27 protein-coding genes are annotated in these 26,787 nt (G+C 67.5%); 19 read left to right on the top strand and 8 right to left on the bottom strand.

Features of this window, described 5'->3' with window-relative positions; translation table 11 throughout:
• On the bottom strand, nucleotides 1-332 hold a 332-nt coding region (locus CHC05_RS37510), incomplete at its 3' end, for a hypothetical protein (RefSeq protein ID WP_144022953.1).
• Nucleotides 329-523 carry a hypothetical protein gene (locus tag CHC05_RS37505; protein ID WP_089255408.1) on the bottom strand — a complete coding sequence of 65 codons (195 nt, stop codon included), beginning with the start codon at nucleotides 521-523 and terminating at the stop codon, nucleotides 329-331. The genes CHC05_RS37505 and CHC05_RS37510, both read right to left, overlap by 4 nt.
• A 472-nt stretch (nucleotides 524-995) precedes the next feature.
• Here CHC05_RS37505 and CHC05_RS37500 point away from each other — a divergent pair, with 472 nt between their 5' ends.
• Nucleotides 996-1,769 carry a hypothetical protein gene (locus tag CHC05_RS37500; RefSeq protein ID WP_144022952.1) on the top strand — a complete coding sequence of 258 codons (774 nt, stop codon included), beginning with the start codon at nucleotides 996-998 and terminating at the stop codon, nucleotides 1,767-1,769.
• A gap of 1,022 nt (nucleotides 1,770-2,791) precedes the next feature.
• Nucleotides 2,792-3,457, top strand: coding sequence for a hypothetical protein (locus CHC05_RS37495; RefSeq protein WP_089255406.1), 666 nt, complete (start codon nucleotides 2,792-2,794; stop codon nucleotides 3,455-3,457).
• Between the two features lie 44 nt (nucleotides 3,458-3,501).
• Here the strand turns inward: CHC05_RS37495 and CHC05_RS37490 are convergent, their stop codons facing one another.
• The 6 genes from CHC05_RS37490 to CHC05_RS37465 form a co-directional block, all read right to left on the bottom strand.
• Nucleotides 3,502-4,260: a GNAT family N-acetyltransferase gene (locus CHC05_RS37490; protein ID WP_179266559.1), complete on the bottom strand. Its 759-nt coding sequence runs from the start codon at nucleotides 4,258-4,260 to the stop codon at nucleotides 3,502-3,504.
• 103 nt (nucleotides 4,261-4,363) lie between these two features.
• Nucleotides 4,364-5,797, bottom strand: coding sequence for an APC family permease (locus tag CHC05_RS37485; RefSeq protein WP_089255404.1), 1,434 nt, complete (start codon nucleotides 5,795-5,797; stop codon nucleotides 4,364-4,366).
• Between the two features lie 106 nt (nucleotides 5,798-5,903).
• A complete protein-coding gene (locus CHC05_RS37480; protein WP_144022951.1) occupies nucleotides 5,904-6,605 on the bottom strand; it encodes a GOLPH3/VPS74 family protein in 702 nt (233 codons plus the stop codon).
• 48 nt (nucleotides 6,606-6,653) lie between these two features.
• Nucleotides 6,654-8,513, bottom strand: coding sequence for a GOLPH3/VPS74 family protein (locus tag CHC05_RS37475; protein WP_179266558.1), 1,860 nt, complete (start codon nucleotides 8,511-8,513; stop codon nucleotides 6,654-6,656).
• Entirely contained in the window at nucleotides 8,510-9,043 is a 534-nt protein-coding gene (locus CHC05_RS37470) for a hypothetical protein (RefSeq protein ID WP_144022950.1), read from the bottom strand. The genes CHC05_RS37475 and CHC05_RS37470 overlap by 4 nt, the downstream gene beginning before the upstream one ends.
• A 164-nt stretch (nucleotides 9,044-9,207) precedes the next feature.
• The gene (locus CHC05_RS37465) at nucleotides 9,208-9,720 is read right to left on the bottom strand and encodes a helix-turn-helix transcriptional regulator (RefSeq protein WP_089255400.1); all 513 of its coding nucleotides are present in this window, start codon (nucleotides 9,718-9,720) and stop codon (nucleotides 9,208-9,210) included.
• A gap of 447 nt (nucleotides 9,721-10,167) precedes the next feature.
• Between CHC05_RS37465 and CHC05_RS37460 the strand changes: the two genes are divergently transcribed.
• The 17 genes from CHC05_RS37460 (at nucleotide 10,168) to CHC05_RS37385 (ending at nucleotide 26,643) form a co-directional block, all read left to right on the top strand.
• Nucleotides 10,168-10,635 (top strand): MarR family winged helix-turn-helix transcriptional regulator, encoded by a 468-nt coding sequence (locus tag CHC05_RS37460; RefSeq protein ID WP_089255399.1) that lies wholly within the window; start codon nucleotides 10,168-10,170, stop codon nucleotides 10,633-10,635.
• Entirely contained in the window at nucleotides 10,632-11,915 is a 1,284-nt protein-coding gene (locus CHC05_RS37455) for a histidine decarboxylase (protein ID WP_089255398.1), read from the top strand. Before CHC05_RS37460 ends, CHC05_RS37455 begins: the two co-directional genes overlap by 4 nt.
• A complete protein-coding gene (locus tag CHC05_RS37450; RefSeq protein WP_089255397.1) occupies nucleotides 11,912-12,502 on the top strand; it encodes a hypothetical protein in 591 nt (196 codons plus the stop codon). The genes CHC05_RS37455 and CHC05_RS37450 overlap by 4 nt, the downstream gene beginning before the upstream one ends.
• Before the next feature lie 146 nt (nucleotides 12,503-12,648).
• On the top strand, nucleotides 12,649-13,200 hold the full coding sequence (locus CHC05_RS41100) for a hypothetical protein (protein ID WP_144022949.1): 552 nt from the start codon (nucleotides 12,649-12,651) through the stop codon (nucleotides 13,198-13,200).
• Nucleotides 13,201-13,461: 261 nt separating this feature from the next.
• A complete protein-coding gene (asnB, locus tag CHC05_RS37440) occupies nucleotides 13,462-15,261 on the top strand; it encodes an asparagine synthase (glutamine-hydrolyzing) (protein ID WP_179266557.1) in 1,800 nt (599 codons plus the stop codon).
• Between the two features lie 136 nt (nucleotides 15,262-15,397).
• The gene (locus CHC05_RS37435; RefSeq protein ID WP_144022948.1) at nucleotides 15,398-15,970 is read left to right on the top strand and encodes a hypothetical protein; all 573 of its coding nucleotides are present in this window, start codon (nucleotides 15,398-15,400) and stop codon (nucleotides 15,968-15,970) included.
• On the top strand, nucleotides 15,964-16,878 hold the full coding sequence (locus CHC05_RS37430) for a hypothetical protein (RefSeq protein ID WP_089255393.1): 915 nt from the start codon (nucleotides 15,964-15,966) through the stop codon (nucleotides 16,876-16,878). The genes CHC05_RS37435 and CHC05_RS37430 overlap by 7 nt, the downstream gene beginning before the upstream one ends.
• Before the next feature lie 95 nt (nucleotides 16,879-16,973).
• Entirely contained in the window at nucleotides 16,974-17,567 is a 594-nt protein-coding gene (locus CHC05_RS37425; RefSeq protein ID WP_179266556.1) for an SAF domain-containing protein, read from the top strand.
• Between the two features lie 4 nt (nucleotides 17,568-17,571).
• On the top strand, nucleotides 17,572-18,372 hold the full coding sequence (locus CHC05_RS41900) for a CpaE/TadZ family protein (protein ID WP_179266555.1): 801 nt from the start codon (nucleotides 17,572-17,574) through the stop codon (nucleotides 18,370-18,372).
• A gap of 271 nt (nucleotides 18,373-18,643) precedes the next feature.
• Nucleotides 18,644-19,861 carry a TadA family conjugal transfer-associated ATPase gene (locus CHC05_RS37420; protein ID WP_179266554.1) on the top strand — a complete coding sequence of 406 codons (1,218 nt, stop codon included), beginning with the start codon at nucleotides 18,644-18,646 and terminating at the stop codon, nucleotides 19,859-19,861.
• The gene (locus tag CHC05_RS37415; RefSeq protein ID WP_144022947.1) at nucleotides 19,861-20,748 is read left to right on the top strand and encodes a type II secretion system F family protein; all 888 of its coding nucleotides are present in this window, start codon (nucleotides 19,861-19,863) and stop codon (nucleotides 20,746-20,748) included. The genes CHC05_RS37420 and CHC05_RS37415 overlap by 1 nt, the downstream gene beginning before the upstream one ends.
• A complete protein-coding gene (locus CHC05_RS37410) occupies nucleotides 20,745-21,629 on the top strand; it encodes a type II secretion system F family protein (RefSeq protein ID WP_179266553.1) in 885 nt (294 codons plus the stop codon). The genes CHC05_RS37415 and CHC05_RS37410 overlap by 4 nt, the downstream gene beginning before the upstream one ends.
• Nucleotides 21,630-21,642: 13 nt before the next feature.
• On the top strand, nucleotides 21,643-21,822 hold the full coding sequence (locus CHC05_RS37405; RefSeq protein ID WP_089255388.1) for a hypothetical protein: 180 nt from the start codon (nucleotides 21,643-21,645) through the stop codon (nucleotides 21,820-21,822).
• Between the two features lie 2 nt (nucleotides 21,823-21,824).
• Nucleotides 21,825-22,262 (top strand): TadE/TadG family type IV pilus assembly protein, encoded by a 438-nt coding sequence (locus CHC05_RS37400; protein ID WP_203714620.1) that lies wholly within the window; start codon nucleotides 21,825-21,827, stop codon nucleotides 22,260-22,262.
• Entirely contained in the window at nucleotides 22,259-22,765 is a 507-nt protein-coding gene (locus tag CHC05_RS37395) for a hypothetical protein (RefSeq protein ID WP_089255387.1), read from the top strand. Before CHC05_RS37400 ends, CHC05_RS37395 begins: the two co-directional genes overlap by 4 nt.
• Before the next feature lie 37 nt (nucleotides 22,766-22,802).
• The gene (locus CHC05_RS37390; RefSeq protein WP_218824802.1) at nucleotides 22,803-23,291 is read left to right on the top strand and encodes a pilus assembly protein TadG-related protein; all 489 of its coding nucleotides are present in this window, start codon (nucleotides 22,803-22,805) and stop codon (nucleotides 23,289-23,291) included.
• Between the two features lie 88 nt (nucleotides 23,292-23,379).
• On the top strand, nucleotides 23,380-26,643 hold the full coding sequence (locus tag CHC05_RS37385; protein ID WP_089255386.1) for a LysM peptidoglycan-binding domain-containing protein: 3,264 nt from the start codon (nucleotides 23,380-23,382) through the stop codon (nucleotides 26,641-26,643).
• Nucleotides 26,644-26,787: the final 144 nt, after the last annotated feature.

Below are 26,787 nucleotides of genomic sequence, written 5' to 3'. Positions count from 1 at the left end.
ACCACAGGAACTCCCCAATGGAACGAAGCGAGCAAGGCACTCACCACGTCCGCTCGGGTGGGGAAGAGTCTATGAAGTGCGACCCGCCGATCGGATGGCAGGATCGCATCGGCTAGAACCACCAGCGATCCGTGATCCCGGACGGCATGGGCGCCGAGAGCCGTGCCGATACCGGCCGCTTCGAGGTCAGCTGCCGAACCCAGGCACAGCTCCGTGGCGCCGAAGACCTGGCCTAGCTCCTCGGCGCTGAGCAGCATCTCGGCCACACCTATCCGTAGCTGGGCGTAGCCGAGGATCGATGACGTGTCGAGGACGAAGCCGAACGCGGTCACGCGACGTGACGGGCGTCACGATCGTTGGCCGCCGCCCACGCCAAAGCGTCCTCGCGGCGGCGGCCCGACTCGGCGGCGAATCCTGCCTGCGCGGAACGCAAGCGCTCGGTCGCAGCCGATACTCGCTTCGGATCGACGGCGAACCCGTGCGCGGCGAGCACCTCGGCAGTGGTGCGGGGCGTCTGGGCCATGGCTCATTCTACGACACTGAAATGCAGCCAGGTACATCGGTGGCGATGATCGCTTCCAACCCAAACCGACTGCACGAGGGCAAAGGCCGCTGATCTACCCCAGGTTGAAATGAGTCACTTCCATCTAGCGGATGTACTCGGCGTGGCGCAGAAGGCCGCAGAGGGCTGCGGTGACGTGGCGCGGGCAGCAGCGCAGCTTGGCCACGATCTTCCAGGTCTGGGGGTGGCGATCTCGCGTTCGCCGCGAGCGCGGATCTTGGCGTGGGCACGGTAGACGGCCCCTGCCGGTGTGACAGTGTCGGCGGCGGCGTTCGATCGGCTCGGGCGGATGGTGCCGCCAGAATAGCCAGTTGTCGGCGACTTTTATAGCGTTCGCGCTGGTCAGCGCGCCGGCCATTGAGACTGTCAACTAGACCAAACAAATGTGGCTACGGGGCAGCCATATCTGGTTGTCAACGGCAGACTGATGCGCATGCGGATACGAAGCAGGCTCACGGGGCTATTCGCGGTCTCTGCGCTGTCCCTGGCCCTGACAGCATGTGGCAAGACCACCAATCCCTCACCGGCGCCCGCAGGCGCCACCACCACGACGGTCACCGAGGCACCGCCAGCCGATCCGAAAGAGGAACTCGGCGCCGCGGCGCGCAGGCTCAACGAGACGTCCCTGAAGATGACGCTCGAGTCGCCTGGGAGCACGAGCACCGGCAGCCTCGACCCGAAGGCGAAGCTCGGCGAGATGACGATGAAGCTGGACGCCGGTGGCCGCAGCGCCGAAGTCCAGGTACGCACCATCGGAACAGACGGTTACGTCCTGGCCAAGGGCGTGCCAGGCGTGCCGGGCGGCAAGTGGATGAGAATCTCCCTTGATCGACTGGCGGGCTCGACCTTCGACTTGTTCCCCGAGAACGACCCGGTCGGTGTCGGGCGCCTGCTGGGTGCGCTCTCGGACGTCAAAAAGGACGGACCCGGAACGTTCAGCGCGACGATTGACCTGACCAAGACCGCGACCAACAAGAAGGAAGCCGATCGGATGGGTGACGCCTACATGGCGCTGCCCTTCAGCGCGACCGTCGACGGCCACGGCCGGCTGGCCACCACCACTATCGACCTCAGCACCGCGGCAGACGGTGGCGGGAAAAACACGGCACGGTACTTCGATTTCGGCTCGCCGGTCAGCATCGAGCCGCCGCCAGCGAATCAGACAGTGCCCGCACCGGAGACGGTCGTGAAGCTCCTGACCGGGTAACCAGCAAACCAGTTGCGGAAACCAGTGCCAGGAAACCCTCGCTGGCGTCCCGTCCTGCTGGGCTCGCGCGCGAGGCCTTCGGATTTGGTGTTCTGAAGGCCCCGCGCGGTCGTATCAGTGGTGAGTCGTGTGCCCGCTTGTGCGAGGCTGCCAGTTTGTACCCGTCCACACTTCGATCGCGGCTGCGTCGGGCTGCTCCCGGCGGATCTGGGCAACAGCCTCCTCGGTGCTCCAGCTGCAACGGCTGGAATGCCGTAGTACGCATCGGCGACGAGGCGGTCACCCTGTATGACCATCGTGCGAAACGATGTCCGGCCCATGCGCGCGAAGCGGTCGAGATGCTGGCCCGTGAACGTCTCCTCGACCAGCGAACTGAGCACGCTGGACCCGTCAACCGGTTGGCCGTCCCGGTCTCGACATGCCGCAACGAAGGCGGACATCTCGGCGGGCCCAAACTCCGCGGGTCGCACCGGGCACCAACTCGGCGGGTCTCCCTCGCCGGTGTTCTCGACGATACCGACGAGCGTCCCGTCGAGCCGGAGCTCCCCCGAGTACGCCTCGCCGTCATAGGTGAGAGCGGCCCGCAGCCGGGTGGAGGGTCAGCCGACGATGCGGCACCGCGAGGCGGGTGTGAGGCAGAACCACCCCTTTCGTGTGGGCGGTGGCGTAGTTCACGGCGCTGACATGGCCTGCCATAGTTCTGCCTCCAAAGTCGCCGAGCATGCCTTATAATGATGCCTGTTTTAGTCCGCGTTCGCCACGTCTACCTGTGGTCCGACCGAAAGGGGTCCCCGATGGCCACCGCCGTGCTCGCCGCCGACAGCACTCAACGCCCTATCCGGCCTGCCAGCGACACGTGTCAGCGTCCGAGCCTTGGACGGTCCGCGCCTCGCGATACAGTGACTTGGTCTGCGGCTGGACTCGTCCGGGGCGGACTTCTGGAAAGCGGCCCGGACCTTGCCGCCACCTCTGATGAGGTGGATGGTCCGGGCCGCACCTCTACTCGAGGAGACGGGTCGGCTGTGGAGCAGCGGATTGTCGACGGGCAGCCGGCGACGGATCGCGCCGGCGCGGCCGAGTACCTCGGGATGCCGGCCGCGACGGTGAGCATGTACTCCTCACCGGGCCAGCGGGCACGGCGCGGGTGGCCCGACCCGCTGCCGGACCGTCTGGACGGCCGGGACTGGTTCGCGATTGCCGCGCTGGACGTCTACCGTGCGCGGCGCAACCCGGATCCGCAGCCGGCGCCGCTCGTCGATGATCCGGACGAGCTGATCGGCCGGGAGCAGTTCGCCAAGCTCCGCGGCGTCAAGGCCGCCACCATGACGAGTTACGTCACCAACTCGCTACCCGATTGGGATCGCGGACAAGACGGATACCTGCCGCTACCGGACGTCACCGAAACCGCGCGTCACGGCAGCACCTACCTCTGGACTCGGCGCCGCGCGCTCGAATGGGTCTTTCCAACCGCTCCCCGGAGGAGCAGCGGTCGACCGCCTGCGGCCCGGACGGTCACCCTCGATGACCTCAAAGCCGTCCTCGCCGCGGCCGGCGCCGACGCCCCCGCCATGAGCCAACGAGCTCTCGCTGCTGCCCTGACCGATCGGATCGGGGCGCCGGTCAGCATCCAGACCGTGAAACGGCTCCGCGCAAAGCAACGCAACAGCGACGCCCAGGCAGCGCACTGACAGAGGGGGCCCGCCCGGCCGCGACCGTGCGGGCCCCTTCGAAATCACTCAGAGACGTGGCGACGGTTGCGCTGCGGCCAACGCCCCCAATTGATGAAGGGCCCGCCCTCGCTCTGCCGCTGCGACGGCACTGGCCTCGGCGCCGGCTTCACATCATCCGGTAGGTCTTCTGCCGCTCCGAACACCAGCAACCCTGACCGGTCGACCACTGCGGTGGCTCTCTCGACCCCCGCCTGCTCGCCAGCGCGTCGGACTGCGGCGGCGACCGGATGCTCCGCCGGATCGGAACCAGGGCGCCACATCGGCCACAAGGGCGGCCCTTCTGGCAGGTACACCGGGTCCGCGCTGACGAAGCCGTGCCGCTGATACAGGGCACGGTTCCTTGGGTTGGTTGCCTCGAGGTAGGCGGCCGTGCCGGTCGAGTCGAGTACGCCCAGATACTCGCGGAGCAGGACGGTGCCGATCCCTTCGCCCTGGCGCTCCGGCTCGACGCCAAGGAACGCCAGGTGATGATGCGGATCGGTTGGGTGGTGCGGTGCGGTGGTCACCATCTTGATGGCGTAACGCTGGAAGTATTCACCGGCCGCCTGCTCGAGGCGGGCCTCGAAGTCGGGGTCGTCGGGGGCTGGCTCCATTGTCGGATACCAAAGCGCGACCGCGGTCAAATCAGCCGTGGTCTGCACGATGCCGTTTTCGAAGGCATGGTCCAGAACGAGGGTGAAGCATCGCTCGTAGACGGCGCGGCGGGTTCCCCGGTCGGCGATCAGCCAGTCACCGATTGGGCTGTCCAGGAAGCTACGCACGAGCACGGCGCGTAGCGCTGGGAGTTCCGCGTGCTCTGCGAGGCGGGTGTACGCAAGGGTGGGTAGCGAGGGCATGAAAGCGATTTCCCTTCAGCGATCTGAGTCAGACACCCACGCGGTGACTGCGCTGCATGTCGAGGCCTGAGTCCGGCGTTGCGGATGTCTCCACGCCGAGCCCGATCCGGGCAAAGATGTCGCTGCGCAGCCATTTGAGGATGGTGGCCCAGATCAGACCGACCGCAGCTATCACCCCGTAGGCCACTGGAAAGCCCCACGCGACTGGGGAGGTCGCGTCGACGTTCAGCAACGATCCGAGGTTCAGGATCGTGATGATCGCCAGGACGGCGAGGAAGATGCCGGCGAGCAGCGGCGCGATGACGCGGCGCCAGACGGGCTCGTCATGAGGCTCGCGACGGAAGAAGCCGATGACGGAAAACGACGTCGCCGCCATCAGGATGAGGACCCCCAGGCCGCCGATCGTCGTCAGCCGGGCGAACATGTTGTCGACTGGATCCCAACCGGCGATCGCGTAGGTCACGATGACGACCAAGCCGAGCGCTGTCTGCGCCAGCGACCCGTACTTCGGCGCGCCGGTCCGCCGAACGATCCGGCCGAACATGGGCGGCAGCACCTGCTCGCGTCCGAGCGCGTAGCTGTAGCGCGCGACGGTGTGGTGGAAGACGAGCAAAGCGGCGAAGAGGCTGGTCAAGAACAGTAGGTGTCCGATGTCCACAAAGGTCTGACCGACGTAGGGCACGACCAGGTTGAACATCAGCTCGGTGCCGTCGGCCTTCGCGCGGCCGACGAATGCCTCTGGCCCGGTGGCCACGGAGATTGCCCATGCGGACAAGCCGTAGAGTAGGCCGACGGCGACGATGGCGATGTAGGTGGCTCGGGCGATGGTGCGCTTAGGGTCGCGCGCTTCCTCCGAGAACACCACGGTGGCCTCGAACCCGACGAACCCGGCGACGGAGACCACCATCACCGCGGCAATCGACGGGTTGAGTAGTTGGCCTGGATCAAGCGCGTCCCATTGCACCGTTCCGCCCGCGGGATGGCTGATCATCACAGCGTCGTAGATCAGCACGATCACGACTTCGGCCAGCAACATCGCGGCCAGCACGCGACCGTTGAGGCTTACGTCCAGAAGGCCAAGTACACCGACGATCGCCCATCCCACGAGCGCACAGACCCACCACGAAACGCCTACCCCGAAGGTATCGAGAACCTGGGCAGCAACGAATCCGAACGCGCCGTACAGGCCCACTTGCATCAGGTTATAGGCCATCACCGCGACGCCCGCGGCGCTGACGCCAAACCTGCGCCCCAGCCCTCGGGTGATGTAGGAGTAGAACGCGCCGGCGTTCACGACGTGTCGGCTCATCGCGACATAGCCAGCGCTGAACACAGCGAGGACGAGAGCGATCACAAGGTAGCCGATGGGTACCGCGATCAGCTCGGTGACGGCAACTGCGGTGACGGCGCCACCGGCGATCACGGTCAGCGGCGCAGCCGCGGCGACCACGAAGAACACCACGCTGGGAACGCCGAGTTTGTTGCGCCGTAGGTGTTCGTTGACGATGGACGGAGAACTCGTTGGCGGCACGGGGCTACTCCGAGGGGTTGAAATGACTGTCCCAGCGCTACATGCGATGGGTTATGGCCTGCGCGCCGATCAGAGACCTGGTCTCGTCCAGCAGGTCGGCAAGCGGTGGCCAGAGGTTGTCGACGATGGATTCGAGGTACTGACGGTCCGAGCGGCGGCCACCGTCTAAGACAATCTCTTGCAGCTCAGCCGCGTGGATCAAGCCAAGAAGGCATGCGTCGAAGGGGTTCAATCGCTCATGGCGGCGCAGGGTGACGCTCAAGCGCGCCCACGACTGCGCGCCGACATTCGGGTCGGATGGCCTCCAGGACCCGGACCTTCGGCCGGGCACGAGGACACCCTCCTTCTTCAATCTGGCGATCACATCATCGCGTGCGGTGGTCGCAAAGAACTCGAGCCACGTACGCAGCGGGTGACGCTCGGTCCAGAAATGCATCCACATGTCACGGGCTAACTGATCTTGCGGTGGCGGGCCGTCGATCGGTGCGACATCCCGACCTTGAATGTGAAGGCGGTTCGCGTACAACAGTTCGGCAAGGAGGGCGGCCGCGAGCGTCACGGCGATTCCACGCTTGTGTAGCCGAGGTTTGCCTGTTCGGTCGTCATGCGCGATCAGATAGGTCTCGCCAGAGAACGTCAGGTCCCGCGACCGCATCGCCATTAGCGTCTCCTCGGTGATGGATTGATCAAGCCATCGGCTGCCGGCGATGTTACGACATGGGACGGCATTGTAGGACACCGAAAGCTCACAAGACTTAACCCTCGATCCATCGCTGTTGCCTAGCACTCAGCTGGCTCGGCCTGCGCCTACGTAGTTCGTCATGACCTCCTTCCCGATCAGCGCGCGCGTCTCGCTGAGCAGATGACGCAGGGGTAGCCAGGAGCCGTCCACAATGGAGAGCATGTGTTCTCGTACATAGCGCGGGGCTCCCTCTAACACGACGGCGTCTAGCTCAGCCGCGTTAATCAAGCCCGCAAGAGCGACATCGAGGGGCTCTAGGCCCTCTCGCGCTCGAAGCAGGGCGGAAAGCCGTGCCCACGACGAGGCCGCAACGCTCGGGTCGGTCGGCCGCCAGATGGTCGTGGTTCCGCGCAGCGTCCTGCCAACCATCGGTGCAATGACCCCGGCATCATGGAGGCGCTTGGTGACATCGTCAACGGCGGTCTCGGACAGGTAAGTCAGCCAGGTGCGGACGGAGTGGCGGTTCGGCCGCTCGACGGAGATCAATTGCCAGACCTGCAGAGCTAGCGAGTCGGTTGGCGGAGTTCGCCCCATTGGGATCAGTTGCTTGCCGTCGATGTAGACGAGGTTGTGGTAAAGCAGCTCCGCGAGCAGCGCAGCGGCGAGGGTTACCTCCAGCGTCCGGCTGCGCAGCCGAGGCCTGCCCGAGTGACCGTCGTGCGCCACGAGGAAGAAGTCTCCGGCAAGACTGATCTGTTCGGGCGGCAGGTCGACAGTCCGTTCAGGCGGGCACAATCCATGCTGGCGACTGCGCGCATACGCTCGAGATACCGGAGCGAGGGATCGGGCGTTTGCTTCCACATCGGCGGCCGTGGCGCTGGCGGTCGCGACGGCGCCAGCACCGTTCCCAGTGTGGCTGTCTGGAACCGTCGTCATTCTTTCGATCGCGGCAGCGATGCTGGCCGCTTGGCCAACTGCTCGTGCGGTCTCTGCTGGCTGACCGTCGCGAAGCGCGGCGATCGTCGCCTCGTTCTCTATCGCGAGCTCCGCGTATCGGCTCAGGGAGCGCAGCCCGTCATGGATCTCGACCACGCGGCGGTCCAGCTGAAATCGCATGTCGGCAATTGAGGGCCGACGCAGGGGCGGACTCAGCACGGCGTACTGATTGACGCGATAGATGGCCGTCCACAGTGGTTCCAGCTGTCGATACAGCAGATAGCGGCTGGGCCAGCCCAGGGCTTCGGTGACATATGGGCCGACGGATGGAACCACAAGACCACCGACCACCGCGCTGACAATGAGGATGGTTAACGCGCTCGACACCGGCGCCTCGGCCCAGGGCGGTTCGACGCCGGCGCCGACGAGCGCGAAGAAGGCGGCCTTGTGCAATCCGTAGGTCCCGCCCAGGACGACGGCCGCAGCTAGCAGCCGCAGCCCCAGGCGCAGGGTCGGCGACGGCACTAGCGGCGCATACCTCACCGGCATGGTCAGCACGCCCGCCGCCCCAAGGAGGCAATACCCGATGAACGCCGCCATATAGATCATTAATTCCGGCGTGTCCGAGTACCGGTTGGCAAGGTGACCAGGATCGTCGACAGCGAACTCGCCGAGGCTAAAGGCGACTCCCATCGCAGCCACGGCGACGAAGAGGATGAGCCACCGCCACAACGCCCGCCTGCGCGCGGTCGCGGGATCTGCGAGGAACAGGAACATCGACTGCATGGCTGCCACCGCGACCAGGGCGAGGGTGTGCGAGAGGTAACGAGCCAGGTTGGGCACACCGCCCCCGTTGGTGATCCACACATGCAATGGGGCCCACGCGAGGAGCACCGCGCCGCCAAGGCTGGAGAGCACGACACAGGCTGCAAGGAGCGCGGGGTTTCGCGAGTCCCGTCGGTACTGGACGGCCTTGTGCGCCGCAGCGGCAAACGCAAGGACCGCCGTGATCAAGGCGAGGGCGTTCACCTCCACCATCTCCGGTCGCCGGCCAAGGTCGCGCTGATTCGATCAATCACTCTGGCGTCGGCATTGTCGCCGGGACGTGGTCGCGGCGCTGGCGTCCAGCGCCCCGCGTACGACCGCAGGTAGGTCGCGAGCGCCTCGGCGTCGCGCTCGTCTTTCGTGGGGTAGCGGCTGGTACGGCCGAGTACGCGTTTCACGACCGCGGGATCGATATGTTCCAGACCGAGGGCCTCCCCCGTAAGGGGAATGAGGCCCACGTGGCCGAGGAGCATGTGGCACACCTCGTGGCATGCAATGTGCCCTGCGAGCACCGGCGGAGCGCTCTGGTCGACGACGATGTAATCGCTCCTGGGGGTGGCCAGCCACAAGCCACAGGTTGGGGCATCCGCGGTGTCGAGACGGAGGACGCGAAGTGGGCGTCCTCTTCGTTCAGCGACAAGCTGACCGAACCTCCAGGGATCAAACGGCGTCGGGATCGTGATCTTCAGCTCACGAAGTAGGGCTTCAAACCGCCGTCTCTGTTGCCCGTCCACCCAAGATCCACTCCCTTATGGCAGGTCGTGCCGCGAGCCTGGTCCCCGGCCCGCAAGGGCAAGGCCGGTGGCGCCACAGTGCGGACATCACGTTCAGTCGATCAAGACGTCACTATGGCGTGACGCGTTGAGGTTCGCAACGCGACACCTTCGCCGGGCCCACGTCAGACCCTCCGCCAGTCCTGTGGCGAGCTCTCGTCACCGTCGGCGTCGTCGAGCCCTTCCATCCGCCGCACCTTCGCCAACATTTCCGCCACGAGCTCGAGGTGCGCCGGGGACACCCCGCGCGCCCTGAGCACGATCTGTTGGACGGCGGGCTCCTGCATGGTGTCGTCCATCAGCTGCTGCACCTGCTCGCGCATCGCGACCGCCTCAGCGAGACGCTGCAGCTCGCCGGCAAATCGCTCGACGTGGGCGTGTTCGCCGAGCAGGTATCCAGGCGTGACGCCGAAGTATGTCGCGATCGCCGTCAGCTGGACCAGTCCGGGGTTTTCCCGTTCCCCGTTGGCCAGCTGGTTGATGTACTGCGCCGACATCACAACGCCCTGCTCGGATTTGATCGCTTCGGCGACCGCCCGGTAGGAGGGGCGAGAGCCCGGCTCGCGCACCGTTTCGAAGAGATAGGTGAGTCGATCCCCCAAGGTGCGCAGGACCGGCGGCCCGTCGCGATTCGTCATCGAAAGACCCCCGGTCTTCTGCTGCTGTCAACTACGTCGACCCCCGCCGTGGAAGGCTATCTCATGCATGGGTTGACAGACAGCGGGTGTTGGGTCCTAAGCTCCAATGCGTCGTCAACTGAGGGTTGTTGATGGCGGGTTACTGAGGATCCGCTCGGTTGACACTGGGGGGCTGGTTCCTCGGGCACCGCGACGCAAGACCCGCCCTCACGCGCGGGGATCTCCGGCGACCCACTTGAGATCCCCGCGTGGGTGGGGCTCCGACGCCTGGTCCGCGCCGGGAGCCGTGACAGCAAACGGGGACCGGCGAAGACGTGCGCGCGGACCGCGCGCTTCGCCAGTGCTGTCACGGCCAACTCGTCCGCGAGGAGAGTGCCGAGCCATGGACCAGAACACGCCCGCAGAGCCGGGCATCCCGTCGGTCGTTGACGCAGCCCGGGTCGGGTCATGATGTACGAGAGCTGCGTCCGCAATGGGCTTTTGTCGCAGCTGTGCCGGACGACAAATAGCCTGCGCGCACATCTTGAGCGAACGGTGCTTCGTGACGAAGACCTGCGCTGGTCGGAGTTCGACGCGCTCGCCCTGATCTGTTCCGAGCCCAATCTCCAGGTTCGCGCGGTCGTCGCCAAGACCGGGACCTCACGCGCGCGGATAGCCGAGATCCTCGCCGTGCTGGTACAGCGCGAGTTCGTCGAGCGGCGCGCTGGATCTGCTGGGCGCGGCGACAGTCTGCGGCCGACGCCCGTGGGCGAGGCGTTCGCCGCACGAGTCGGTCGCCTCATCGGCGACCAGGAGCGGCTCATCTTGGCTGGCGTGCCTGACTCGGTCGAGAGCCTCGTCGAGGATCTCACCTACGTTGCCGACCGGTCCCGGGACCTGGCCGCGCGGGCGCGGACGGCACGGGACGCGGCATGAGCACGATCGCAACGGCGCCGGCCGACCTGTCCCAAGCGATGCTCTGGTCCTCCGATGGTCCTCATCTCGACGCCAAGGTGAACCTCCAGGCCGCTCACCAGAATAAAGGGGACAGGCTCCAGCGCCGCGAGCACGCCCGCTCGGTCATAGCCGGGTTCTGCCAGTTCCTTGACCAGGATCGCCTGACCAGCATCGGGTTCCCCACTGCTTACGACCTGGACGTCACCGATCTGCTCCCCCTCATGGGCTACGTGCTCAACAACATCGGCGATCCCGTGGCTCAGGGTTCGGCGTTCCCGGCGCACACGAAGGCCTTCGAGCGGCAGGTCGTCGACTGGTTTGCGCGGCTGCTGGCCCCCGACCCGCGCAAGGTCTGGGGGTACGTCACTTCAGGCAGCTCCGAAGCCATCGGCTGGGCCCTTCTGCAGGCCCGAAGCCTGTACCCGCACGCGGTGGTCTATCACTCCGCCGACGCACACTTCAGCGTCAGTCGATGGGCCTATACCCTCGGATTGCCTGCCGTCTCGATTCCCACCGACGAGACGGGCGTCCTCGACCTAGCCGCCCTGGACCGCGCCGTTCGCCGCCAAGCCCGACGCCGCCAATGGCAGCCCCCGCAGGTAATCGTCGTCGCGACGATCGGCACCACCATGACCGAGGCGGTTGACGACGTCGCCGCCATCACGGCCATCCTCGACCAGGCCGGCATCACCCGCCGCTACATCCACGCCGACGCCGCGCTCTCCGGCATTCCGCTGGCGCTACTGCCGCCACAGCTTCGTCCACCGTTTGGGCTGGCTGACGTTGACAGCGTCAGCGTCAGCGGTCACAAGTTCTTGGGTGCTCCTATCCCGTCCGGCGTTGTCCTGACCCATCGTGCCCACATGGACGCCGCGGCGCGGCGTATAGCCTACGTCGGGACCACCGCCAACACCCTCCTGAGCTCACGCTCGGGACACGGGCCAGTCATGCTCTGGTACGCACTCCTTATCGAGGGAGAAGAGGGCCTTCGGGCCCGGGCCGATCACGCACGTCGGATCGCCAACTACACCGTCATGCGGCTCCGCGACGTCGGAGTCTGGGCCTGGCGACACCCCCACGCCATGACCGTCGTCCTTGATCGTCCAGCCGACGAGGTCATCCAGCGCTGGCACCTCGCCACCAGTGGATCCATCAGTCACCTGATTTGCATGCCTCGCATCACGACAGCGCAAATCGACGCGTTCTGCGACGACGTCGCTGAATCCGTGCGGCTCCGTCGAAGGAGGGCCGTGCGATGATCACCGTGCCGCTCGCCCCTGGCGATACAGAGCAACCGTCTACCAGCATCCGCGGGCGCCTGCTCGCGGTCCACGACGGTCGGGCGGTCGCCCGCGTCCTTTCGATGACGACAGTCGGCTGGCACTGCCACATCGTGGCCCGCCGCCGGCCGAGCACAGGACCTCGGCAGGAGATCCTCGCCAGTGCTGAGATCCTGATCGCTCGAACGACGATGGCGGTCGATCCGGCAGCTGATCCAGACGGATTCGCGATGGTCTGGCAGGCCAGAGTCACCACGATCTGGCAGGGGGGCCACATCGTTGCCCTCGCCAACGTCCTAGCGACCCGGCTTCGTCGCGCCGGGTCCGTCGAACTGGACGGCGATCCGACCGGCAGGGCGGTCCTGCTTGCCACCAACACGCGACCGGTAGGCCTGCGTCGCATGCTGACGCGGTTGACGGCCGCTAGATACCTTGAGCCGGTTCACACGGCGGAGGCGAGCAGCTCTTACCGTCTGCAACTGCCGGAGTGGGCCGCGGTTTCCCCAGGCGCTGGCTCCCAGGTACACCGCAGCGAACCACAGCCCGCGGCGGCAACGCTGCGATGAGACGCCTCAGCCACCGCGCCCGTGGCCGGAACCCTAGCCCTTCCACCTTCCTCAGGGTGCCGCTGCCCGCCGCCATTGCTGCAGCCGACACCGCAGATGAGCCTGCACGACAAGCCGATCACTACACACCCTAGGAGTAAGCGATCATGCATCACACCCAACTGGCGCCAGCGCAGGCCGAGGCTCGGCGTCGGCCGCGCCTGCGGACCGGCGGCGTTCCACGACTTCTCGCCGGCGCCATGGCCCTTCTGCTGGCAGTCGCCGTCGCCGGGTGCAGCGGGTCCGACGACCCGTACGAAGGCTCGGGTGGCAATCCGCCGTTGGTCCAGCGCGGCCTCGGCGATCAGTCGTCAACGCCTACAGGCGCTCCGGGAGGATCGGGTAACGGTTCGAAGTATCCCGGTGCTGAGGACTGCGTCGGGAAATTCGCGCAGGCATGGTCTCAGCCAACGCTCTCGAAAGAGGCATGGCTCGGCCAGGTCAAGCCGTTGGCCGACCCACAGATGAACAAGTACCTCGACACCATCGACCCCCAGATCATCAAGTCCACACAGGTGCAGGGCATGCCCGAGCCGGTCACGATGACGAACCTGATCGCGACTATGAACGTCAAGACCGACGGTGGAACCCTCCGCATCACATGCACCTACTCGGTCGACGGCTGGCGCGCCGCGAGAGTCGACACGCAAGGCAGTTAGTCCAAACCCCGCGACGGCGACCTCACCGGCCGCCGCGGGCCCTCCGCGTGCCGGTTCCACCTGCTCAAGCTGCCGACGGCGCCTGGCACATCGCGCCGGCGCCCGGCCGGGGCTACGGACCATCGCCACCAAAGCCATTCACGACAGCTCAATACGACCACCTCACCACCACAAGGGCTCCGGGGGAACAGCATGTGCGGTATCGCTGGATGGGTCGACCTGACCCGCGACCTCACCAATCGGACTGACGTCATCTCCCTGATGACGAGCGTGCAGAGCCACCGAGGCCCAGACGGTCACGGCACATTCGTCGACACCCACGTCCTCCTCGGACAGCGCCGACTGGCCATCATCGATGCCGACGGGGGCGCCCAGCCGATGTCGAGGATGCCGCTCCACAGGACACCCCCGTCTGGGCGGCCGTTGATTCTGTCACCGCTGGCCCACCGCCTGAAAGCGACCATCGTCTACAACGGCGAGCTCTACAACGCCGACGATCTCCGCGAGCAACTGCGGCCACATGTGCCGCCGTTCCGAACGAGGTCCGACACAGAGGTCGTACTCGCGGCCTACCTGCGGTGGGGAACCGCATTCGTCGACCACCTCGAGGGGATGTTCGCCCTCGCGATCTGGGACCCCCAGAACGGCCGGCTCGTGCTCGCCAGGGACCGGCTCGGAATCAAGCCGCTGTTCTTCGCCCCGGTGGCAGCTGGACTCGCGTTCGCATCCGAGATCAAGGGCTTGCTCGCTCACCCTGAGATCTCGCCGCAGGTCGACGCCGACGGGCTCAACGAGCTGTTTGCCATGTTCCCCTGCCGCTCCCCCGGCTCCGCTGTATTCCGCGGCATTCACGAGCTCGAACCCGCGCACCTGGCGGTAATGGACCACAACGGCATCAACACGTCGCGGTACTGGGCGTTGGAACCGCACGAACACACAGACGACGCCGAGACCTCAGTCGCCACGGTCAGATTCCGACTACAAGAACTGGTCCGCTCCCACCTTGTCGCCGACCGCCCGGTCGCCGCGCTTCTCTCCGGCGGCGTGGATTCCTCCGCGATCGCCGCGCTAGCAGCTGCGGAGTTCGCGGCGAATGGGCAGGGCAAACTTCACAGTTTCACCATCGACTATCTAGGCGGCAGCGCCTCTGGACCGTCGCTCATCCACGTCGACCGCGATGCCCCTTACGCGGACGCGGCCGCAGCACACATCGGCTCAGCGCACCACACCGTGCAGGTCAGCGCCGAGGACCTCGTCGCCGCTGAACGCGCCACACTCCATGCCCTGGACCTGCCCGGCCCCACCAACGTCAACGTCAGTCTGTACCTCCTCTTCCGGGAGGTCTCTGGGACCGCGCCCGTCGTTTTGTCTGGCGAAGGCGCAGACGAGGTCTTCTCGGGATACGGCTGGCACGACGATGTCGCCGACATCAAGCCTCTGGGCTGGCCGTGGTCACGGACATTCGGTTCCCCCGTCGACGTGCTGTCCCGCGAGGCCGACGCCACGATGAGACCGAGGGACTACGAGGCCCAGAAACGCGCCGACGCGCTGCGCGTCGTGCCCCGCGTTCAGGGCGAGCCGTCCATCCTTCGCTGGCGGCGCCAGGCGATTCATCTGACGATCACCCACTATCTACGTTTCCTGCTGGACCGCGCCGACCGGTTGGCGATGGCGTCTGGTGTCGAAACGCGCGTGCCCTTCCTCGACCACCGCCTGCTCGCCTACGTCTACAACGTGCCAGCGGGCACCCGCCGGCTTGGCGGCCATGCGAAGGGCCTGCTCCGCCATGCGGTCGCTGACCTCCTCCCGGAACAGGTCACGTGGCGGGCCAAGAGCGGCTACCCGTCGTCGCACGCCATGAGCGCGTGGCAGGCGACCGTGCGCGAACGCCTTCACGCTGTGATCACCGACCCGACATCGCCAATCCTTCCGCTCGTCGACGCGGCTGCGATTCGCCACCTTCTCGCCGGCCGCGCCACCGATTGGCGGAACGAAATGAAACTCGGCTACTTGCTCGACGTGAACACCTGGCTGGCGGACTACCGGGTTTTCATTCGGTGACGGTAGACGAGGACTCCAACGTTCTATATAATGATACCCCGTTAGCATGATCCAGGTCAGCGGACGTCTGAACGAGGCGCATAGGCGTTCATCACCGTAAGCCGCGCATCGGCCGGCATGGGGAGGAGACAACATCATGAGGCGACGCACCGACCGCGCCCGGCTGCTGCTCGTCGCGTCAGCATGTGGAGTGCTGATCACCGGCGCCGCCTGTTCAGATGAGGCTGCGACTCCCGGGCTGGCCGGATCGCCGACGGTGGTGGCACCCAGCGCCACGGAGGATCCAGCCCAGGCTCAGGCGCGCACGGACGTGATGGCTGTCTACAGCTTTTACCGCACGGCCTACCAGGCGGCCGCCAGTAAGGCGGACTTCAAGTCGAAGGAACTGCCGAAGTACGCCGCCGAGCCGCTGCTCGGTCAACTCGTCAACTCGTTCGCGCAGATGAGGGAGGCCGGTGTCGTCAGCCGAGGCGAGTCCATCTGGGATCCGACGGTCGTCGACGTCGACTTGGATGCCAGCCCGGCGATCGTCACGATCGAGGATTGCCGCGACACCACCGCGGTCGTGACCGTCAGCGCAAAGACCGGCAAGCCGATGCCGGCGCCGAGTAACCAGGCGAAGAAGTATGTCGTGGTCAGCAAGGCCAAGAGTGTCAATAACCGGTGGTACATCTTCGAGTCCACCGGCGATCGGAGCCGGCCATGTTGACCCGCCGGATCGGCGCGGTCGCCTCGGCCGTCATCGCCACGGCGGCTTTCGCGCTCGTCTCGGCCGGTCCCGCGTATGCCGACTACTACCAGTGCACGCCCGACGGCGAATACTGCTGGTTAGTGGTGGAGACGCCCGGCGGCCCCGGTGAGGGCGGCGGCGGGGACGACGGCGACCCCAGCGGCGGAAGCACCAATACGTGCGAGTGGCAGGGCCAATGGGTGAGCTGCTTCCAAGAGGGCTTCGGGTGGTTCAACGAGTCCGACGGGTGCTACTACATCCTGGAGTCCCCACAGCCCGCCGCTGGCGACCCCGTGTGGGAGGGCCACGCACCCGGCGACGGGGCCATTTACCGCCAGCGTTGCTTCGGTGACTTCCTGGGCACGCCGGTGTGGCGACAGAGTCCCCCGCCTGGGCAGCCCGGCTCGATCACGCCCGCCCAGCTCGCCGCCCGGGCGATCCGGGCGCTGCCGATGGGCAAACCCCAGATCAGCGTGGCTCCTCAATCCACCGGCCGGGGCCTCGTCGGCCTACCCGTGTGGATGTGGACCGCCCAGACCCCGACGAGTTGGGGCCCCGTCAGCCGGACCGCAGCAGTCCCCGGGCTGGCGGTCACTGCGCGGGCCGAGGTGACCAGGGTTGTCTGGGCTATGGGTGATGGCGGAAGCGTGACCTGCACAACCCCCGGCACGGCGTACCGGCCCGCCTTCGGTGGCGCTCCGTCACCAGATTGCGGCTACCGGTACGAGCGCCCCACTCCCCCCGGCGGCTTGTTCACCGTCACGGCCACTGCCACCTGGACCATCCAGTGGTGGGTCGTCGGGGGCGGCGAGCGCGGTGACGCCACCGCCACCCGCCTGTCGCAAACCACAGTTCAGATCGACGAGTTGCAGGTGGTAACCCGATGAGCCTGACCGCCCCCACCCGCCCAGGCACTGCCAGCCCAACCGGGCCTACGGCGCCGACCGTCGCCCGCGTCCAGCCTCGACGGCGCAGCCCGATGTTGGTCGCGCTCGGCGTGGTTCTGACCGTGCTCGGCACACTCAGCGCCTGGGCGTACACCGCCGCGAGCGGGCCCGCATCGTTCCTGGCGATCGCCCGGCCGGTCGCGGTCGGCGTTCAGGTTGGCGAGGACGACCTGCGCGTGGTCAACGTCAACAAGGCACCAGGCCTGCAGCCGATTCCCGCACGTGATCGGGGCAAATACGTCGGCCGGTACGCGCGGGTCGACCTGGTCCCAGGCACTCTGCTCACCGCGGAACAGATCACGGACACGCCGATCCCCGCGCCCGGCGAGCAGTTGTTCGGCATCGAGCTCAAACCTGCGCAGATGCCGGCCACGCCGCTGCGCCGCGGCGACAAGGTGCTGCTGGTGGTGACCCCAGATCCGCGCGTGGCCGTCGTACCGGACGCCAAGCCCACCAATCAGCCGCCGGCCGCCCCGCAGGCCATCGAGGCGACCGTGGCGAACGTTGGCGCCCCGCAGACCGACGGTCAGGTTGTGGTCGACGTCGTCGTGCCCCGCCGAGATGGGCCGAGCCTCGTGACGCTGTCGGCGCAGAGCCGGTTGGCGCTTTCCGTGTTGCCCCGGAACTGAAGACATGGCCCTGATCGCGATCGCGTCCGCAAAGGGCGCGCCCGGAGTCACTGTCACCAGCCTCGCCCTCACCCTGGCGTGGCCGCGATCGGTCATCCTGGCCGAGTGCGACCCCGCCGGCGGCACCATCCAGGCTGGCTACCTGGCCGGCCAGATGACCGCCGACAAAGGGCTGGCCCGGCTGGCCATCGCCGAGCGGCATGGACGCCTGGGCGCCGACGTCGGCGCCCAGCTGGTCGACCTCGGCGTCGACTCCCAACAGCATCACCGATGGCTTCTGCCCGGCCTCTCCGATCCGGCGCAGGCCGGCAGCGTCACGCCGGCGATGTGGACTCGACTGGGCGGTTATCTGGCCGGGCTCGAGGACAGCGACCCGGCGTTTGACGCCATCGCTGACTGCGGCCGGATCCCGGCGCTCAACGCGCCCCTCGGGCTGATCTACCACGCTGAGGTCGTCCTGCTCGTAGTCGAGCGAACGATGCAGGCCATCTCCTCTGCCCGCCCGCGAGTGCTGATGCTGCAACGCGAACTCGAGCAGCACGGCGTGGGCGTGCTGCGCCTGCTGGTTCGCGGACGTGGCCCGTACAGCAGCAAAGAGATCGCCGAGCAACTGCAGGGGCCTGTGCTCGCCGATCTGCCGCATGACGAACGGACTGCGCGGATTCTCAGCCGCGGGGACGGTACGCCACGTCACAACGCAGACCTGCTGCGCGCGGCCCGATCCATGCAGGAGCCCATCAACCAGCTCATCCAGGTCCGGCGAGAGGCCGCCGTCGAGCTCACGGAGGCCGGACGTGCCCAGTAACACCCCGGTCTTCCAGCCCGGCTGGACACCAGAGCAGCAGGCCAACGGACGACGACCGCGCCGGCTCACGCCCGTCGACCTACCAACCGCAGAGCCCGCGGCGCCTTCGCTGGAGCCTCGTATCTGGGCCCCACCCGCCGAGTCGCCGGAGGCCCCGGTCATCGACGAGGCGTTGGTACGCGACCTACAGGCGTTGGTGAGTGAGCGGGTCGGGACACACCTGCGCGGTCGGGAGACGGGCTACGAGGAGCAGCGCAAGGTCACGATCGAGGTGGCGCGCACCCTGGTGCGTGAGCACGCCGACAACCGCCACGGTGCCGGCGAACACCTACCCGACGGGTTTGAAGAACAGCTGTTCACGGCGATCGTTGCTTATCTGCTCGGTCTCGGGCCGCGACTTCAGGCGTTGGTCGAAGACCCCGAGATCGAGAACATCCAGGTCAACGGGCATGACCGGGTGCGTGTCGAATACGCCGACGGCCGCGTCGACGAGAAGAGCTTCTCGGCGGCAGACAGCGACGACGAACTCATCGACCACTTCCAGCGGTCGGCCTCGCGTACCTCCGCAACCGAGCGAACACTGTCCACCTCCAAGCCGATCCTGCACCTGCGGCTACCGGACGGCGCCCGACTGACGGTGATCTACGTGGTCACGCCACGGCCAGCGGTCGCTATCCGCCGGCACCGGATCCGCAAGGTGTCCTTGGACGACATGGTCGCCCGGCACGCGATGACCGCCGAACTCGCCGCATTCCTCACCGCCGCGGTGCGCGGGTACCTCAACGTGATGATCGCTGGCCTGCCCAACTCCGGTAAGTCGACCCTTTTGCGCGCCATGGCCAGCGGCATACCGCAGGACGAGTGGTTCGCCACCTTGGAGACGGTTTACGAGCTCGGCCTGCACGAGCACGGCACCCATCCGTGGGTCGTACCGTTCGAGGAGCGCGAGGGCCACGGCGAACTCGGACCAGACGGCCGGCCCCAGGGCGAGATCTCGCTCACCGACCTCTTCCCGCACATGCTGCGCATGTCGATGACCCGGGTGATCGTCGGCGAGGTCCGCAGCCAGGAGATCGTGCCCATGTTCGACGCCATGAACACCACCCATGGCAGCCTCAGCACCATCCACGCCCGCCATCCGCACGCCGTGTTCGACCGACTCGCCGAACTGCTCATGCGCTACGGCGCCAGCCGCAACCGGGAGGGCGCCTACCTGACCGTCGCCAACGCGCTTGACCTCGTGGTGTTCGTGAACATGGAGCGCAGGCCCGGAATGGCGCCGCTGAGGTACGTCTCTCACGTCCTGGAAATCAACGGGGTTGCCGAAAACGGGACCATCGCCCGAAGCGAGTTGTTCGCCCCGCCCCAGCCTGGCGCCGTCGCAATGCCCACCCACGTCATGCCCAGCGGCCGGGTCGGCGACGCCCTTGCCTACGGAGGCTTCGACCTGCAACTACTCGGTGGACACCAGCAGTGGGGCGGCCGCTGATGCTGCAGCTCTTGGCCTCGCTCGCCGCCGCCGCCCTCGTCAGCGGGCTCCTTGCGCTCGCCACCGGGATCGTGGGTACCCGACGACCGGCCCGTCCACCGTCGCGGTTCGGGCAAGCCATACGTCGCGTGTGGTTGGGAGACGGGCTGTCTGCCAAGCAACGTCAACGGCGCCAGGCCACGCAGTGGGCCGCCGCCGCCGCGGCGGTGGCGGTCTGGTTCTACACCGGCATCCCGATCGCCGCGCTCATCGCCGCCGTGGCCGTGATCGGTGTGCCGTGGCTGTTCACCGCTGGACGCGAAGAACAGCGGGCCATCGATCGGCTCGTCGCGGTCGAGGTCTGGACCCGGCGCCTTCACGACCTGGTCGGTACCGGCGTCGGCCTTACCCAGGCGATCATCCGAAGCACCCGCGACGCGCCGCCCGCGCTGGCTGACGAACTCAGCGACCTAGCCGCGAACCTGCGTGCTGGCGTTCCCACTAGCGACGCCCTTGACCGGCTCGGTGCCCAGCTCGCGGATGCCAGCGCCGACGAGGTGCTGGTCAGGCTCAAGCTGCACTCCACCGACCGGGGGCCACGTCTCACCGACGTACTGCAGCGGATCAGCGCCGGTATCGCCCAGGAAGTCGAGATGCGGCGCGAGATCTGGGCCGACCGGGCCGACCCCCGCCTGACGACGAAGTTCATGACCGTTCTCTCGGTGGCCACCCTCGTGCTGCTCTTCTCCAACCGGACCTACATGGCGCCGTTCGCAACAGTCCTCGGCCAGCTCGTGCTATTGCTGTCCATCACCGTCTTCATCGGCCTGCTCGTATGGATTCGCCGGCTCAGCCAGCCCACCCGAGTGCCCCGTTTGCTCGCTCCCGCGGACGGAGGTGCGCCGTGAGCACAGGAATCGCCGTAACGATGGTCCTCGGCGGACTCGCCGGCTTCGGTGCCTACCTCGTAGTCCGAGGCGTCCTGCCCACGGTCCCGGCGCTCGGGCCAGCCCTGCAGCGCATGCACCCACCCATGACCAGCACCACGACCACGACCAGCGTCGAGGACGGGCGGCTGGCCCAGTGGGTCGCCACCCGATTCGGCTCCCGACTTCGCCCGCCGCAGCAGGAACTGCAGCTCATCGGACAGAGTGTGGAACGGTACGTGCTCGAGAAGGTCGGATACGCCGCGGTCGGGCTGCTCTTCCCGCCGCTGATGACCCTCATGCTGGCGATGTTCGGCCTCGCGCTGCCGATCGTCATCCCCGCGATCGCGTCCATCGCCCTCGCCGTGCTGCTCTTCCTCCTCGTCGACGTCAGCATCAAGCAGAAGGCCGCCGCGGCCCGCGAGCAGTTCACCCGCGCGGTCGCGGCGTACCTCGACCTGGTCGCCCTTGAGCGCGCCGCCTCCCACGGGCCGGTCGAGTCGTTGGAACGGGCCGCGCGGGTCAGCGACAGCTGGGTGTTCCAGCGAATCCAGGCTGCGCTCGACGGCGCCCGGTTCGCCTCCATCCCGCCCTGGGACGGCCTCAGCCAGGTCGCTGAAGAGATCAACGTGCCGGAGCTCGGCGACGTCGGCGACATCATGCGCCTTTCCGGGACAGAGGGCGCCCAGGTGTACCAGACCTTGATCAGCCGCGCCCAGTCCTTGCGGGTGGCGCTGCGCACCAAAGAGCAGGACCGGGCCAACACCGCGACGACCTGGCTCTACGTACCGACCAGCCTCACCGTGCTCGTGCTGTTCGTGGTGGCCGGCTACCCGTTCCTCATCCGCCTCGTCACCGCCTGAAAGGAGACACCGCATGCCCCTCATCGAGATCCTGGTCGGATACATCCGGGCCCGAGCCGCCGAGGTCAATGACGACCGAGGCGCGACCGCAATCGAATGGGCGATCTTCGCCATCCTGGCCCTCTTGATCGCCGGCCTGGTCGCGGGCGCGATCACCTTGGCCGTCACCAACCGGCTCCCCTCGATCGTCTGACCATGGGCAACGATGGCCACGCGCCGAGAATGCCAGTACCGCAGCGGTGCAGGCAGCTTGGCGCGCGGCTGCGCGCCGACGACGGAGCAGCCGCAGTCGAGTACATGATCATCGCCCCGGTGGTGCTCGCCCTGTTGTTCTTGGCGATCCAGATCGCCGAGTATTCCTACGCGCGATCGATCGCACTGACCGCGGCGCAGCAGGGCGTCGACGCCGGCCGGGCCTACACCGGGGGCCCGGGCGGGGCATTTGAGGCAGCCAGCGATTTTGTCGACCAGGCCGCCGGTAGCAGCCTTTCAGATGCCAACGTCCGGGTGAACGCCGGACCCGAGCAGGTCACCGTGACCGTGACCGGCATGAGTCCGTCCTTGGTGCCTTGGATCCCCGGTTGGAATGTCAGCCAAACCGCCACCGGGCCTGTCGAACGGTTCACTCGATGAGCAGCATTAGCGCTCGGTGGCGTGCGCTGCGGTCCGCCGATGACGGGTCGGCGGCGCTGGAGACGGTGATCCTCGCCCCGCCCTTGCTGGCCTTCCTCGCGCTCGCCGTCATTGGCATGCGCATCGAGGTCGCCGCCGGCGCGATCGAGACCGCAGCACACAATGCAGCGCGCGCCGCGTCGATCTCGCGTTCGGCGGCTGAAGCGCAGGCTAACGCCGAGGCCACCGCGAACGAGTCCCTGTCCAACCAGGGGCTGTCGTGCGACCCGGTGGTCGTGGTTAACACCGCTCAGTTCGCGCGGCAGGTCGGAACGCCTGCGGCCGTCAGTGTCGATATCACCTGCAGGGTGAGCTTCGCGGACATCGCGGCGCCTGGCATGCCGGGGGCGAGAACGGTTGAGGCATCCTTCACCTCGCCCATCGACTGGTACCGGGCAAGATCCCTCGCGTTCGGGATTACCGAATCGGGCTCTGCTGCAAGTCTGAGCGCGGGTGGCCTGTGATGAGCCCGGGCTCCCACCGGCGCTCCGGAGGGCCCCGATGAACAGGGTGATTGCGGCATCTCAAGACAGCCTGGCCAAGAAGAACCTCAAAATTCTTGAAGCGCCGAGGAGACGCCGCCTGTGTGCCGTTGCCCGCGATGACGGGCGGGTCGCCCTGCTCGTCCTGGTGCTGGCGTTCGGCGTACTCGTGATGATCGGACTAGCGGTGGATGGCGGCGGCAAGATGCGTGCCCTCAAGCGGGCCGACTCCATCGCGATGGAGGCGGCACGGGCGGCAGGTCAGTCGATCCAGCTTCAGCTCGCCGTGCCGGGCGGCGAGAAGATCGTCGATCCCGCAGCGGCCATCGCGGCCGGTGAGAGCTACCTCGCGGCCGCCGGGGCGGACGGCGAGGTAGCTCCCAGCGCGGACGGGCAGAGCGTGACGGTAACCGTCACCATCACCTACCAGACTCAGATGTTGTCGCTGATCGGTATAGGCGAGCTCCCCGTGGCTGGGCAAAGCACGGCGCAGCTGCTCACCGGGTGAAGGGTCCAGCGGGTGCGCCCGGTTCACTGCGCGCGCGGATCGGTGATGGGATAAGGGTTTTCGCGCTTGGCGAGAGAGGAGGTGCGTGATGCGAGGCCCCGTCCGTAGCGCTGGCCAGATCGCGTCTGGCGTCGCAGCACTGGTCACGCTGTTAGGACTGCTGGTCGGTATTCCAATCGCGCTGGTGCAGCTCGCCGCCATGCCGGACCGGCTTCCCACCCTGGCCGAAGCAGGCCAGGCAATGATCAGACCAGACGAGAGCGGCGCCCTGTTCATCGCGGCGGTCGCGGTCGTCGGCTGGCTGGCCTGGCTGTCGTTCGCCGTGTCGGTGGTCAGGGAGGTTGTGGCGCACGTACGCGGCCGAGTCGCCCGTCGCCTACCTGTGCTGGGACCCCAGCAGCGAGTGGCGGCTGTGCTGGTCGCAGCCGTCAGCCTGCTGGTGGCCGGGCCGGCCATCTCCGCCACCGCAGCGCCGGCGCCCGCCACCGCAACGCCGTCGTCGGCGGCGGTCGTCTCGGTCGACCTCACGGCCAACACGGGGACCGTGCTGATCAGTGCCGACCCCAATGCCCGCGCTGAGTCACCTGACGGCGACGAGTACCGCGTCGCGAAGGGTGATTACCTTGGCGGCATCGCGGACCGGTACCTTGGCGACTTCGATCGCTACCCGGAACTCGCCCGCCTCAACGACCTGCGGAATCCGGACCTAATCCGTTCGGGCCAGGTTATTGAGCTCCCGAAGGGCGCCGTCGAGCGGGGAGCACGACCACACGCGACCGGCAAACTCGTCGACCGTGATCCGGCGGTGGACCAGCCCGCTGTCCCCGCAGACGACCCCGAGGTGGCCAGCGCCCCCGCAGACGATGGTGCAGGGCCTGGACCTACGCGGACGGCCGCGCCGACATCCACTCCAGCGAGCGCAGGCTCCGGGGCGGCGACCGACCCTGTCGCCCCGAGTCCAAATGCGACGGGCGCGGCGGCCGAGCCAACGTCAACCCCGAGTACCGCACCCGCGAGCCCGACGCCTAGGCCAAGGGTGCAGTCTGCTCTCACCGATGACCAATCCGAGACAGGCGGCGACGCTCGCGACACCACACTTCTGCTGGGCGTGCCGCTTATCAGCGCAGGCCTGCTCGCGGCGCTAACTCTCACCACGCTGCGGCGGCGACGCCGCCGCCAGGAGCAGCACCGCCCGGTCGGCCGGCGGCTGCCCGAGCCCGTTAGGCCGGAGGTGGAGGAGGAACTGCGGGTGGTCGCGCAACCGATCGCGGTGGACCGGCTCGACCGGGCGCTGCGAGTCCTCGCCAAGGCGCTGGTCGATCGTCCCGCCGAGCAGATGCCCGACATCGTCGGCGCGTGGCTGACCGGCGATACGGTCAACCTCCTTCTCACCAGGGCCTGCCCGAACCCGACCGCGCCGTGGATCGGTGACGAGACGACATGGACGCTGCCCGGTGACGTGGAGCTCCTGGACGTCGACGGCCAGATCGCGCCGCTGCCGACCCTGGTCACGGTCGCATCCCGCCCCGGGGTCCACTTGCTGCTCGACCTGGAGCGACTCGGGGTCGTGTCCATCACCGGTCATCCCGAGCGCAGCGCCGACCTCCTGCGCTACCTCGCTGCTGAACTCTCCTGCAACACCTGGAGCGACCATGTCGAGGTCACCGTCGCAGGATTCGACGCCACCGAGACGGGCGAATTCATCGCCCTGGCTGGCGACCGAGTCAATGCCGCTCCGAGCGTCGCGGTCGCTATCGACCGGATCCGTCGACGCGCCTCCCAGGTCGTGCAGTCACTCGACCATCTCGGGGCCGACGACCCGCTCTCCGGCAGAGTCGCGGACATCGCCGCCGATGCGTGGATGCCGCACGTCCTCCTGGCGCACAAGCCGGACCCGGACGAGATCGCCGCACTCCAGGCCTTGGACGACGATCTCACCGCTGCGGGTCGCTGCGCTGTTGCTGTCGCTGTCGTAACTGACGGAGAGGTCGGGCGCTGGCCGGTCTCGATCGACGCCAACGGCCGTTTGACGGTCGAGTTTCTTGGCCTGAGCGGCAGCGATGCCAGCCTCATCGCTGCCCGACTGCCCCGCGGCGAACTGGGCGACCTCGCCAACCTTCTCACCACCGCCCGGCAGGGCACCCGCAACGCCGACCCAACGCCGGCCGCGGCGGTCGATGACGACTGGCCGCTGGTCCCGCCCGCGCCGGAGCCGGAGGTTTGGGCCGAGGGCGCCGACGCCGCCGGCGGCCTGCTCGACGAGCCGCACGCGCCCACTGCGACCGAGGACCGCGATGCATCCGTACCGAACCGGGCCGACCAACCCGACGAACCTGCCTCCGGTGAGACTGTCGCCGCGGTTCTGTCCGCTGGCCTCGGCCCCGTGCCCGACTCCGCCGACGTCAACGCGGCGGGAGCCGACGCGGCCAAGGTACCGGCTATCGTCGCCCTGCCATCCCTACCCCTGCGCACACGCCGACGCGTGACGTCGCCGATCCGGCGTCGGCACAACGACCCGAGTCTGGACGCCGACGTGCGCCGGTGGATCGAAGGCGACCCCACAAGCCCGCGTATCGCGATCCTCGGACCAGTCACCGTCGAGGCCCCCGGGCGCGTCCCATCCGAGCGTGTCCGTTTCTACGCCGAAATCATCACCTACCTGGCGGCCCGCGGCGAGCGCGGCGCCACGACTGACGCGTTCGACGACGCGCTATGGCCCGGCCAGCACGTCAAACCGGCCAGCAGGCGGGTCGACGTGTCGCGCGCACGGCGCTGGCTCGGCCAGACCGATGATGGCGAGCCGTGGCTGCCCGATGCCACCGCCGACCGCCGGTACCGTCTGCGCGAGGGCTACCTACTCGACTGGCACCTGTTCCGGCGCCTGCGCAGCCGAGGCGAGAGCCGAGGCCCAGCCGGCGCCCGAGATCTGCGTCAAGCACTCGCCCTGATCCGCGGTGCGCCCCTCGCCGGCGCAGACATCGCCTACTCGGCAGTTGCCCGAAACCCGTACACCTGGCTACCCACCTCTGACATCCAGCCGCATCACCTGACCTCCGGGGTGGTGGACACCGCCCACCGCCTGGTCGACCTGTGCCTGGACGGCGGCGACATCACCGGCGCCCGGTGGGCGGTCGACCAGGCGTGGCTGGCCGATCCGGACCGGACCAGCGACATCACCTGGCGGGACCTCCTGCGGGTGGCCAACGCAGAGCGGAACATTGCCGAGCTCGAGCAGATCCTCGGCGACCTCATCCGCGTGCGGGAAGCCGAGGTCCCGGAGGACCTGGACAAGGACACCTACCAACTCCTGTGCGAGCTGATGCCCGAGCGCATGCACGTCGGCGTCCGGTAACCCAAAGAGCCAGCGGGGACCCGCTCAACGCGCTTGTCCCGCGCCGCGCCAAAGTGCTATCGTGTCGTTACCCCGCCAGGGTTTATGCCCTGGCCCGACGGCCCCCTTGCGGGGCCGTTTTTCCTTGCACCAACCCTGCGTGTA

It is taken from the genome of Asanoa hainanensis (assembly GCF_900188485.1).
Lineage (GTDB): Bacteria > Actinomycetota > Actinomycetes > Mycobacteriales > Micromonosporaceae > Asanoa > Asanoa hainanensis.
Note: the sequence above shows the minus strand (reverse complement) of the source record. Positions and strands in the feature narration are given on the sequence as shown.

Excerpts from the sequence above, each read along its gene's own strand:
- CHC05_RS37505 (WP_089255408.1), bottom strand. The coding sequence starts at position 523 with ATGGCCCAGACGCCCCGCACCACTGCCGAGGTGCTCGCCGCGCACGGG.
- CHC05_RS37455 (WP_089255398.1), top strand. The coding sequence starts at position 10,632 with ATGAGCACGATCGCAACGGCGCCGGCCGACCTGTCCCAAGCGATGCTC.
- CHC05_RS37465 (WP_089255400.1), bottom strand. The coding sequence starts at position 9,720 with ATGACGAATCGCGACGGGCCGCCGGTCCTGCGCACCTTGGGGGATCGA.
- CHC05_RS37415 (WP_144022947.1), top strand. The coding sequence starts at position 19,861 with ATGCTGCAGCTCTTGGCCTCGCTCGCCGCCGCCGCCCTCGTCAGCGGG.
- CHC05_RS37400 (WP_203714620.1), top strand. The coding sequence starts at position 21,825 with ATGGGCAACGATGGCCACGCGCCGAGAATGCCAGTACCGCAGCGGTGC.
- CHC05_RS37390 (WP_218824802.1), top strand. The coding sequence starts at position 22,803 with ATGAACAGGGTGATTGCGGCATCTCAAGACAGCCTGGCCAAGAAGAAC.
- CHC05_RS37460 (WP_089255399.1), top strand. The coding sequence starts at position 10,168 with ATGATGTACGAGAGCTGCGTCCGCAATGGGCTTTTGTCGCAGCTGTGC.
- CHC05_RS41900 (WP_179266555.1), top strand. The coding sequence starts at position 17,572 with ATGGCCCTGATCGCGATCGCGTCCGCAAAGGGCGCGCCCGGAGTCACT.
- CHC05_RS37385 (WP_089255386.1), top strand. The coding sequence starts at position 23,380 with ATGCGAGGCCCCGTCCGTAGCGCTGGCCAGATCGCGTCTGGCGTCGCA.
- CHC05_RS37405 (WP_089255388.1), top strand. The coding sequence starts at position 21,643 with ATGCCCCTCATCGAGATCCTGGTCGGATACATCCGGGCCCGAGCCGCC.
- CHC05_RS37435 (WP_144022948.1), top strand. The coding sequence starts at position 15,398 with ATGAGGCGACGCACCGACCGCGCCCGGCTGCTGCTCGTCGCGTCAGCA.
- asnB (WP_179266557.1), top strand. The coding sequence starts at position 13,462 with ATGACGAGCGTGCAGAGCCACCGAGGCCCAGACGGTCACGGCACATTC.
- CHC05_RS37430 (WP_089255393.1), top strand. The coding sequence starts at position 15,964 with ATGTTGACCCGCCGGATCGGCGCGGTCGCCTCGGCCGTCATCGCCACG.
- CHC05_RS37395 (WP_089255387.1), top strand. The coding sequence starts at position 22,259 with ATGAGCAGCATTAGCGCTCGGTGGCGTGCGCTGCGGTCCGCCGATGAC.
- CHC05_RS37500 (WP_144022952.1), top strand. The coding sequence starts at position 996 with ATGCGGATACGAAGCAGGCTCACGGGGCTATTCGCGGTCTCTGCGCTG.
- CHC05_RS37450 (WP_089255397.1), top strand. The coding sequence starts at position 11,912 with ATGATCACCGTGCCGCTCGCCCCTGGCGATACAGAGCAACCGTCTACC.
- CHC05_RS41100 (WP_144022949.1), top strand. The coding sequence starts at position 12,649 with ATGCATCACACCCAACTGGCGCCAGCGCAGGCCGAGGCTCGGCGTCGG.